A 10,913-nucleotide genomic window follows, 5' to 3' on the forward strand; every position below is an offset into this window, starting at 1 on the left:
TAACTCTTACCTTACAATTCTTTTCATGCAACTATTTCGGACTTTATGGTTTATACTTTTCTTTTTTAGCTTTTTATATAACCAATCTATTAAGAATTAAAAACATAACTGATTTCAGGAAAACAGTTTTCAGCAAAACGGAGATTATGTTAGGATTAAACTTATTGATCCCGGCGTTGCTTTTTGTAGTTACAATTTTTATTTTTTATGGATGGTTTCTGATTCAGAATTATGAGTTATATCCCAAACGTATCCTGCTGGAAAACCAACATTATTCGAATACTATTCTTTCTTTCTTGAGGATTCCTGATGTAATTTCGAACTTTCCAAGCATCGTTTTAAATGGCGAGACTCATAACAGCGCCCACATCGGATTTTTACCTCTAGTCGTAATTATAATCTTTCTAATGTATCGCAAATTTCGAAGTACGTCCGCTTGGATCCTACTTGGACTCTCTTTACTCTTTTTCTTATTTAGTTTAGGACCAATTATTTCTATCCATAACTTTGAAATTCCAGGTCCTTATACAATCCTTTACCATATTTTTCCCGGGTTCAAAAACTTAAGAGTACCATCACGAATTTTTATTATCAGTTGGTTTTTTATTTCTGTTTTTCTACTTATGCTCACAAGAACTGCCATCTGGAAGAACAGTCTTAAATTGAAGATTGCGACATTTTCACTAATTTTTGTTGAATTCTTCTTTCTAACTTCAATTAACGAAGCAAACAAGTTACCAGAACAGATTACTACTCTGAAGTTAGATTTGCCATCAAATTCAAATATTGTTTTTATAAAGAAAAAAAAAGGGATTTATACTTTAAATGATGATGGATTTCCAGAGTGGTATCTTCTGAATACAGAATATAAAACGCCAAATGGATACTCTGGATTGACTTTGCCTTTTCAGTACTATCTAATAAATTTATTGTATAACAATTTTCTTACGGATGAGTTAGCTCATTACTTTAAAGAATTAGGAATTTCGCATATAGCCATTTCACATCCGGAATCCAGCAAAAATGATAAATTGTTTGAATTCGACTTTAAGGTTCCAAAATCCTTAAAATTTCTAATTTACGATAAAGCGAATCATTTATATTTATTTAAAATTGAAAATAGAAACGAGAGGACAGTAGAATTCGTCAACAACAACATAACTAACATTGAATCATTGGATTACATAGTAGAAGAAACTTCAGTCCCGAAGAAACAGGAATTCCTTAACGATAAAAAGCAAAAAACTTATTGGCAAAGTTTTTCGTCAGGATTCCAAACGAATTTAGACTTCATCAAAATTAAATTACCTTACAGTTCTAAAAAATCATATCTCATAAAATTGAATTCTGGCCCTTTTTTAGAACGCCTGCCCTATGGATTAGATATTTCCTGTGGAAGTAGAATACAAAACTACAGCTTTCCAAAAATAGATGTTGAGAACTTCCTTTCAAAACCAATTTCAAATCAGTTCATGTATTTCAAAATCAATAATTGTAATTCCAATCATTTAGAAATTCGGATAAACAAAACCACACCTTATTCTGTCTTTATGTTATCTGAACTTGAAATATTTCAGTACAAAGTAGAACCGTAGCAACTAAGCAGTCGCAGATATTGGATTTATTTGAGTAGAGATACCTAACCTCTTTTATAATAAAGGGTACAACGAACGTCTTGTTGAATTTGAACAGATTCAAACCGATAATTTCTTAAATAAGTTTGTAGCGCTAACACAAATTCCTGAGAAAATTCACTTTCACCTTTTTTCTGCGTCAATATTTCATGAATAGACTTCGAATTACACCATGTCACAATATTAACTTTTTTCTTGATAATATCAGAAATGACCTTCTCCCCTGAAATAGCAAAGTTAACTGCAAATGTTTTCTCCAAATAATTATTTGGCTGAATGTATTTAACAGGTGGCAGCTGATCTAGAATAACATATGGCGCATGACTCCCTGATGCAACAAAGAAGTAACCTTGGCCGGAAACCTGTTCTTTTGTTATCTTACGAATCGCATCAGCCATAAACAAACCTTGATCCGGAATAGAATTTAATGTCTTAGCAATATGATTTCTCTTTCGGATAGAAAAAATAAAAACGCCGACAATACATAGTAGTAAGATTGCCCTAATTACTATACGTTTGCCAAAAGTTTTATCGAAATCGAAGACAACAAAAGATATAAAAAGCAAAATCGGAAACAGCACTGCTAACAAATAGTGCTCATACAAAAAACCCGTCCACACAGCACCCAAAGAAGAGGTCAAAAACCAAACAAATGCAACAGTAGCGCCACGTTCTAACTTAAATTTCTTCGTAGTGTAAAAATGATATCCTACAAAAAAGAAAGAAAATAAATAAAAATATTTTAGATAAAAGATAAATTCTAACTTTTCATAAATTGTCGAAATTCGAACGTGATTTTTTCCAACCGCCAAAATAGAATTCCAATACGAATCAAAAGAGCCTAAGTGTAAATAAACGGTAATAGTAATCAGAATCGGACTTAGAAAAACAAAAACATAAAGTGCATATTCATAGAATATTTTTTTGAATACTTCAAATACTGAACCACTTTTTTTTATTCTCTCATCAATGAATGAAAAAACAAGGGCCGCGAAAAAAAACAAGATTACATCAAAAACAATAATGTATTTGATAATGAATGCAATTCCCAATACGAAAAAGGCGATCGACTTTTGTGTAACATTCACCTTCTCATTAACGAAGAGCAAGTAAAACGAAATTGCTTCAAAAAGGAGGAAATAAATTTCTGTATTAGAAGCCAAACCTGACGAATAGTAGACAAAACTATATAAAAAAACAAAAGAAATCAACAACGATTCCTTAAACCTTTTTCTGTAGTTAGAAATAAAAAGAATAACAGCTAAAATGCTAGAAAAAACGTAAGCACTAACCCTCATTGTTAAAATAGAATAATCGAAGAATAGTAACGTAAATGCATGAACTAAGTAAATACCAAGTGGCTTCAAATCCCAATAATCTCGATAAGGCAGAAAACCATCTAGGATTGACTTACCCATTATAAAGTAGGTTAACTCATCCCAGTCGATAGTTGAGTAATAAAAAGTAAATGAACGGTAGTAGAAATTAATTAAAAAAATTAGCACGACGGCTGTAATTATGTTTAATTTAGTTTTCATTATTTAATAAAATTCAGTAAACAATCTTCTACTCTCTTCCCAATCCAAAGCGAGGATACATCCTCACCCCTCCAATGCCTAAGATTAATCTCACATAAAATTGGCCGAAAGTGATGTTTCTCACAATATCCCAAAGTTGCCTCAGGATTTTTTAGCTCATTTTTTGAAATCCTATGTAATTCGGAGTAATGAAATAAAAATTTCTCTTGGGAATAGCGGTAGGAAGGGAAATCAGGCGGAAATATGGAGAACGATGAAAAATTAAGAATTTTTGGTACTTGTATGAGATTTTCCTGAGGGAATCTAACTAGGTTACATTTGTGATTTTTATCGAAATTCGCATTGATAATCGTTTGATTGTAGAAAAATTCATATTTATAAAACAATCTTGATATGAGAAAAGTGGAAAATATAATCAATAACACATAAACAAACAATTCCGACTTTCGCTGATTAATTAAATTTTGTTTTTCCTCCTTCTTAAGAAGCCAAGGATTGAAAGACAAAACAAGTATAAGAGAAAGCGGATATACATCTAAAAGCATATCAAAAGAATTATGAATCAAAAAATATATAATTGCAAAATGTGCGAGTTGAAATTCCCTCTTTTCTTTTATTATCAAAAAACATGACCTAACGAACAACCCAAGAAAAAAGAGATACAGACCAAATCCCAAAAAACCTCCATAAAACAAAACTGTAGTGGGTAAATTATGGGTATGGAGATATGCTCCATCAGCTTTAGTTGCAAACGTTTCCAAAACGATTCCAATATTTTTAGGTAGATATGCTAATAGAAAATTATGTTCACCAAATCCCAAACCTAACAACCAACGAATAGGTTCCAAACTGATAAATATTTTATAAAATGCCTTCCACAACTCTAGTCTGCCGGAAGAGAGAGTATCAAACCAAGCCCAATCAAATCCAAACACGCTTTCAAAAAAAAGAAAATGAAGCGGAAGAAAGTGAACAAAAAATAACAAAAACAGCAGAAGGCTAAGAAAGTATTTCAGATAAGAATATCTCAAATACCTTACGGCAACAAAGGTAAAAATCAAAACGGTGCTAGCAATAATACTCGCTCGCGAGATCTGATTTAAAGAAGTAAAAAACAATAAGGCGAAACTGAAAGCGTAAAAAAAAGAATCTTTCTTACCTTTGGCTTCTCGAAATCCAAACAAAAGATAGGCAACATGAATTCCCAAATAGGCAGCAACCCTATTAGAGTTCATGATACTGGAGCTATCTTTTGTAAACAGCAAGACTGTATCATTAGCATAATAATGTCGCGAAATAACTTGAAGTATATTAAAAGAAAAAATAATCAGAAGTAAATTTAAGTTTAAATCAAAAGAAAAAGATAACAAAAAATAAACCAGTAAAAATAAACCAAAATACACCAAGTATCCTTGAGAATTAAAACCGAATACCAATGATACAAAAAACAATACAAAAACAAGATAAACAGACCAATGAATCTCTTTTGATAATTTATTGAACTCTGGTGAAATCCTAGCAATGAGTAGCGGATAAACTAACAAAAAGGATAACTCAGGTAACTCAGAGAAAAGAAAAGAATAAGATATACCAGTTAAACAGAATATACAAAGGACATGAAACTGCAAAATAAACTTTGAAGACTGATAGCTCTTATGTAAAATAAAGAAGAAAACCGGAATCAAAAAGGGAATAAACCTAAATATATCGGGGTCCCAATAATAGCGACCTAACTTGTAATAATTAACCGCAAGAGAATTAAAAAAAGAAGCAACACCTATCCAATAAGCGAGCCAATAAAGTGAATCAATACCGTAGCTCTTGACATTTACTTTACGATTAAAAGCAAATTTGATAAATATAGATAAAATCGAGAGGTTAAAAATAGTTTGATAAAAGGTTTTAATATGCAAATGACTTTGCGAAATAAAGACTAAAGTGACTCCAAATATTAAAAAAAGAATATGAACAAAAATACTTTTTATTGCAATATTCATTTCTTTTGCATTAACAGGGAGTCAAAATGTATGATTTTTATTTTTTCCCTATCCCAAATACTATTTAAAGATAAATCAAAATTAACATTAAATTTCTTTTCCCAAATCTCCTTTGGAAATTCGTAATTTACTAATTTATTATCCTGCCAATAAAGGTATAATATCCTCTTAAAGCCATTTTTCAAAACTACATGCTCAATTTGATCCCATTCGTCTTGAGAATAAACAGCTATTTGAGGGTATTCTAAATAAGTGACCCCCATTAGATATGTTGTAGAAAGGCCTCTATGAATGATTAAATCCGGATTAATTTTTGAAATTAGATCTGAGTATTCATGAGATACTTTTGCAGCGCCGCTCCAATGTTTAATAGCTCGTAGATTTGATTTATAACTAAAATATAATGTAGTAAGGAATAACAGAACAAATGTAATGATTGCTATTTGAGAATTTTGAATATACTTTCCTGAGGAGAAAATTTGGAAAACCCAAAGAAAAAAACCTATAGACATCAGATAAACACCACTTTCATAATAGCGCAATCCAAGGATATCAACACCGGCTCTATAAGGTGAAACAAAGGGAAGCAACAATATAAATAAATATCCAGAAATCAGATAATCATTAAGTTTCACATTTTTCAATTTTTGTACAAATGAAAATAGGAATGGAACAATGAATAAAACTGCGAAAGGATAACCCTTAAAAAGACCTATTTTATATTTAGATCCCCATAGATCTGAAGTCCAATTAACAAGATAATCGCCTAGATTCAAAATAGCCGTATCATGGATTGTATTCAAACCCCTCATTCCCATGAAGTGACCGTAGACCTTTTGATTCCAATAGGAAAAGGCAAATGTAGAAAGGAAAGATACAATTCCGATACTAAACAATATTCGAAAATTCGTTCTATCCTTTACGTTCCTTACAAAATTTACGAAAAAAAATAAAAGTAGTGCTAAAGTAGATTCTGGTCTTAATTGAAAATTAAAAGACAGACAAATTCCCGATAAAAAAACAAACAGGTATGCACTTATATTGATATTGTTACTAAGAAAAATTCTTTTATAAAACAAGAGGGATAAAATGAAGAATGTATTTGTTAGTGTAAGTTCAGAATAATCCAGCGAAGACAAAAATACTGGGCTAAAAAAATGTATAAACAGACTAGCACATCCGCTCTGGACTACTGATAAACCAAATTGTTTAAAAAATATAAAAAGCAGAACTAGATTCAAGAAGAAGAAAAATATTGGAAAATATATTACAAATGTAAAAGAAGTCATCCTTGCCATAAATGCGTGAAGCACTGGCATAAAAATGGGATATTGAAAAAAACAAGTATCATTTGATGCAGAAAGAGCCCAAGGATAACCTAATGGAATGTTTTGTAACTGGAATCCGAATACTCCCGCAGGAAAAAAGCATTGGCGGGAATATGGCGAAAACCCTTCCTTATAATAAGAATAAGTTTGATAGTATTTGATTTGCGGATCGCTACCGATTGCAACATTAGGCTGATTCCAGTGGTATTTATAATATACGGGGATCATAGTCAAAAATAAAAAAACTATGAACAAAATACTTATTTGGAATCGCATTTTCATTCTAATAAACAGTTAATCTCTTTTTAAAATATGAGCTGTAAGTGCGTTGATTCCGAACAAAAAAGCAATAAGCCCTGAAGTAGAAATAACGATCAGCTCCCGTTCAAAATTTAAGAATTGAAAATTACTAACACTCCACTTCCACATCAAATAAACAAACATAGTGACAACTACAGCAAACCCTGAGACTAATACAAAAAAAAGGCGATCCTCGCTCCAATTTAGTATTCGAGCATAAACGCCGCTTACAACGCTTTGCTTAGTTGCAATTTGTAGACCAATATTCCAAATACTAATTCCGATGATTGCAGCGAAAGAAAGTAGGACAAGAGAATGGATTCCATAAATTCTGAAGCCATAAAACTCCCATATTCCCCCTATATATAAACCGCAAACTAATTGACTGAATGCAAGAAGTAGAATAATAAAACCTGTTTTCTGAAAAAAATAAGGTGCATAAAATAGAATTCTGAGTAGATGTCTCATACCATCTCGCCAAGTTTTTAAATGAGGCGTTCGTCCTGGTTTATCTGGATAAAGAGAGACTGGTTCATGTTCCATCTTCGCACCTTGTCTCAGTGCTTTGATCAACATCTCAGAAGCAAACTCCATTCCTTTGCTGCGAATATCCCAACTCAAATAGCTACTCTTCTTGAAACAACGAAACCCTGAATTACTATCTCGTATTTTAAATTTCTTTGCATATAAGCGATTAATAATCCAATTAATCACAGGTGTTCCTAGGTACCTATGTAGAAACGGCATAGCACCTTTATGAATAGTGCCATCTAATCTAGACCCTATCACCATATCTGCACCACTTGAAATTAACTTTTGAATTAACCTTGGGGATTCTAAAAAGTCATAAGTATCATCAGCATCGGCAAATACGATAATCTCACCTTTTGCATTTCGAATTCCAGAATCTAAAGCTGCACCATAACCTTTTATGGGACAATTCTCAACTCTTACTCCCAAACTCTTTGCAAAATCCTGTGAGCCATCTTCGCTCCCGTTATCAGAAACCAAAATTTCTAATTCGAATCTGTCTTTGAATTCTTTTTGGACTGATATACATTTCTCAAGCACAAAAGGTAGAGTTTTTCGTTCATTTAAACAAGGTATAACAATTGTAACTACTGGCTTTTCCATATAACTAAATCACACAATCTAAATCTTTTTTACTACAAGAATCATACTTTGACCAAATGGCAATGGTAAATAATCTAACCATGCAATAAACGGAATGAGACTATTCATAATCATAGCATCTTGTTTCTTGATCGCCTTTTGATTCATAAGCTTCATTTTTACAAACCAACCAATTGCTCCAATTGGATTAAAATACGACTTTTCCAACCACTTGATTTTCAAATTCTTTTCTAAGGCAGATTCCCATCTCTTTATATCTGTCCTCGAATACCGTCGGATATGACCAATTTTTTTATCAAAAGATGAATATAGTATTGGAAGTGCAGGAACAACGGAAACGAAAAATCCACCCTTTTTCAGCAACTTTAACGAATGATTCAAAACAGCCGTATCATCAGGTATATGCTCCATTACATTTGATGAGTAGATACAATCATACTGGTTCCAATTCTTTACAGAGAAAATATTTTGACCAACCTTCTGAATGTTTACATTCGATCTAAATCGTTTTTTCAGAATCGAATAATTTTCCTTTGATAAGTCATAAACTTCTACAGGAAAATTCTCAGCAACAATCGAAGCGATCGTTCCAGTTCCAGCGCCAATCTCAAGATTTCTCTGGCCTAAATAATCCAAAATCTTACTTGCAATCCAACGATTATATGTTTCCGCCTCTTCTATTGTTTCAAGAGTCTCAATACCCTCACCTTCTAATGAATAACTAAAATCATTAGATACAAAGGCATCAGGTTTTCTTAAAAATACAAACTGATCATAACTGACAAAGTTAATCAAAATGACAAACCCGATACTCACAAAAGAAGAAGATAGCCAGCCAAAACCTATAAATATCATAATTGCGAAAATTATGATCCTTATTAAAATACTCCAGAAGGATACAATGTGAAACTGAATCAGCTTTGGGAAAAAGTCTTCCCAACCCTCCAACCATGTAATAAATTTATGCAAGGGATACGAAAACAACAATGCTAACTCGAGGGCAAGAAGGTTACCTAGGTTTTTTTGCCAAAAACCTTCACTGAAGTATATATACGTAAATATCCATCGAGCCATCCAAGCATTAATCCAGAATACAACGATCCCGATTAACAAATATCGATAATGTCTTCCCTCAAATAAGGAAAATAGCCGTTTCCACATCTTATATTAAGTTCTATTTATAACCAATTTGCAGATTTTGGTATATAGTGATCGGGCATCTCATTCTTAAAGAAACTAACCTTAGATGCAAACAAATTAAAATAAAAGATATGCCTTAACGCTGCAATGCCATCCTTCCATGTAATTTTTTTTCCCTCTAAATAGTTTCTAGGGTAATATGATATTGGGAATTCCTGAACGCGAATTTTCAATCTTGCTAACTTAGCGGTGATTTCTGGCTCAAAGCCAAACCGATTAGATTCCAAATTAATATTTTGTATGATATCAGATCGGAACACTTTATAACAAGTTTCCATATCCGTTAAATAGAGGCCACTGAGGAAATTAGACAAAATCGTTAGGAAACGATTCACAAGATAATGAAAGGTCCGATGGACTTGTCTTCCATCCTTTTTAAATCTAGATCCAAAAACTACGTCAGCTTTGTTAATCAATATAGGATTTACCAACATATGTATCTCGTCCATGTCGTATTCGAAATCGGCATCCTGTACAAGGATGATATCTCCACTTGCCTCTTGAATACCTCTACGTAGCGCCGCACCCTTCCCCTGATTTTCGGGCTGCTGTAATATTTTTACATGATTCGTGCGAAAAGAAAATTTTCCCAATATTGAAAACGATTTATCTTTAGAACAGTCGTCAACAAACACAAGTTCCTTATCTGCAGGAAGAGAGAGTTTATCAATGCGAGATAGGAACTCCTCCAAATGGGCTGCTTCATTATAGATCGGAATGATTAGGGAAATTAATGATTTTGGTGTGCCGGTTGCTTTCTTTTTTGCCTTCGGAAGTGCCATGCGGATATATGACCATACCGTATTCGCAGGGCAAGCGAATATTCGAAAAATGACATGATTTAAATTTAAGAGGGTACAGACGAAACGCAAATATTTCGTGTGTAGAAAACCTAACAGAAATCAAAAGCCAACCGAAGGCTAGCCAAAACAAGAAAAAACAAACGATCTAGAGTAACGGGATTAAAATGGTGGGTAGGGAAAGGGAAGGGAGGCGAAGAAATTTGAGATTGTTATTTGGTTTTGTATTTTCGCAAACCAAGCAGTCCATGGATTAGAGTCAGAATCAATGCATAAAGAAAAGGAAGTTTTTCTCTGTTTTTTAACATTCTAAAATGGGCAAGCATCACTTTTTTCTTGTTAGATGTTGCCGCACCACGTCGAACCCGGTATCTAGCTAAAACCTCAGAATTGGCAAAGGCTACTTTCCCTTCTCTTACTATATCAAGCCAAAGTGCATAATCGTCCCTTAGGCTTTTTAGGGAAGGATCAAAATATTTTTTACCAACACTAGGAACATGATAAATGGCAGTAAGTAAACCAACTCGGTTGTAATGCAACAAATCAGAATAGGAATATGATTTCGATTTTACTAAAAACGGTTCACAAAATTCGAATCCATTTTCATCAATGATTCGATACGAGGCAAATGAAAATGGAGAACCATTTTTCTCCATAAAAGGAATCATCTTTTCCAAAAATTCAGGTTCCCAGAGGTCGTCGGCATCTAAAAATGCAATGTATTCACCCGTTGCCAAATCGATCCCGGTGTTACGAGTATCCGCAGAACCGGAGTTCTTTTCCTTTTGTACAAAACGAATTCGTGGATCGTTTGCGGCAATTTTTTTAGCAAGAATTGCCGTTTCGTCCTTAGAACAATCATCAACGAGTAATAGTTCCCAATCCTTAAAACTTTGATCTAACAAAGATTTTACAGATTCTTCCAGATAAGAAACTGCGTTATAAGCGGGCATGATGACAGAAACTTTAGGCATAAATAAGA

General features: G+C 33.0%; 8 protein-coding genes. 1 reads left to right on the forward strand and 7 read right to left on the reverse strand.

What is annotated here, in order from left to right; translation table 11 throughout:
• Positions 1 to 623 precede the first annotated feature (623 nt).
• The gene (locus EHQ47_RS15825; RefSeq protein ID WP_135777548.1) at positions 624 to 1,595 is read left to right on the forward strand and encodes a hypothetical protein; all 972 of its coding nucleotides are present in this window, start codon (positions 624 to 626) and stop codon (positions 1,593 to 1,595) included.
• A 44-nt stretch (positions 1,596 to 1,639) separates the two neighbouring features.
• On the opposite strand, the gene EHQ47_RS15830 is transcribed toward EHQ47_RS15825, so the two are convergent.
• The 7 genes from EHQ47_RS15830 to EHQ47_RS15860 all read right to left on the reverse strand — a co-directional run bounded on the left by EHQ47_RS15830 (position 1,640) and on the right by EHQ47_RS15860 (position 10,905).
• Complete coding sequence (locus tag EHQ47_RS15830; RefSeq protein ID WP_135777549.1) at positions 1,640 to 3,172, reverse strand: ArnT family glycosyltransferase; 1,533 nt, start codon at positions 3,170 to 3,172, stop codon at positions 1,640 to 1,642.
• Positions 3,172 to 5,169 carry an O-antigen ligase family protein gene (locus EHQ47_RS15835; RefSeq protein WP_135777550.1) on the reverse strand — a complete coding sequence of 666 codons (1,998 nt, stop codon included), beginning with the start codon at positions 5,167 to 5,169 and terminating at the stop codon, positions 3,172 to 3,174. Before EHQ47_RS15835 ends, EHQ47_RS15830 begins: the two co-directional genes overlap by 1 nt.
• On the reverse strand, positions 5,166 to 6,779 hold the full coding sequence (locus tag EHQ47_RS15840; RefSeq protein ID WP_135750035.1) for an LA_3751/LA_3752 family putative glycosyltransferase: 1,614 nt from the start codon (positions 6,777 to 6,779) through the stop codon (positions 5,166 to 5,168). Before EHQ47_RS15840 ends, EHQ47_RS15835 begins: the two co-directional genes overlap by 4 nt.
• 12 nt (positions 6,780 to 6,791) lie before the next feature.
• Positions 6,792 to 7,931 (reverse strand): glycosyltransferase family 2 protein, encoded by a 1,140-nt coding sequence (locus EHQ47_RS15845; RefSeq protein ID WP_135748163.1) that lies wholly within the window; start codon positions 7,929 to 7,931, stop codon positions 6,792 to 6,794.
• Between the two features lie 18 nt (positions 7,932 to 7,949).
• Entirely contained in the window at positions 7,950 to 9,044 is a 1,095-nt protein-coding gene (locus EHQ47_RS15850) for a class I SAM-dependent methyltransferase (RefSeq protein WP_167483301.1), read from the reverse strand.
• Positions 9,045 to 9,109: 65 nt separating this feature from the next.
• Entirely contained in the window at positions 9,110 to 9,913 is an 804-nt protein-coding gene (locus EHQ47_RS15855) for a glycosyltransferase family 2 protein (RefSeq protein WP_135748161.1), read from the reverse strand.
• 230 nt (positions 9,914 to 10,143) lie between these two features.
• A complete protein-coding gene (locus EHQ47_RS15860) occupies positions 10,144 to 10,905 on the reverse strand; it encodes a glycosyltransferase family 2 protein (RefSeq protein WP_135748160.1) in 762 nt (253 codons plus the stop codon).
• Between the last annotated feature and the right edge of the window lie 8 nt (positions 10,906 to 10,913).

Source organism: Leptospira bourretii, from assembly GCF_004770145.1.
Taxonomy (GTDB): Bacteria; Spirochaetota; Leptospiria; order Leptospirales; family Leptospiraceae; genus Leptospira_A; species Leptospira_A bourretii.

Excerpts from the sequence above, each read along its gene's own strand:
- EHQ47_RS15830 (WP_135777549.1), bottom strand. The coding sequence starts at position 3,172 with ATGAAAACTAAATTAAACATAATTACAGCCGTCGTGCTAATTTTTTTA.
- EHQ47_RS15840 (WP_135750035.1), bottom strand. The coding sequence starts at position 6,779 with ATGAAAATGCGATTCCAAATAAGTATTTTGTTCATAGTTTTTTTATTT.
- EHQ47_RS15860 (WP_135748160.1), bottom strand. The coding sequence starts at position 10,905 with ATGCCTAAAGTTTCTGTCATCATGCCCGCTTATAACGCAGTTTCTTAT.
- EHQ47_RS15855 (WP_135748161.1), bottom strand. The coding sequence starts at position 9,913 with ATGGCACTTCCGAAGGCAAAAAAGAAAGCAACCGGCACACCAAAATCA.
- EHQ47_RS15835 (WP_135777550.1), bottom strand. The coding sequence starts at position 5,169 with ATGAATATTGCAATAAAAAGTATTTTTGTTCATATTCTTTTTTTAATA.
- EHQ47_RS15825 (WP_135777548.1), top strand. The coding sequence starts at position 624 with ATGCTCACAAGAACTGCCATCTGGAAGAACAGTCTTAAATTGAAGATT.
- EHQ47_RS15845 (WP_135748163.1), bottom strand. The coding sequence starts at position 7,931 with ATGGAAAAGCCAGTAGTTACAATTGTTATACCTTGTTTAAATGAACGA.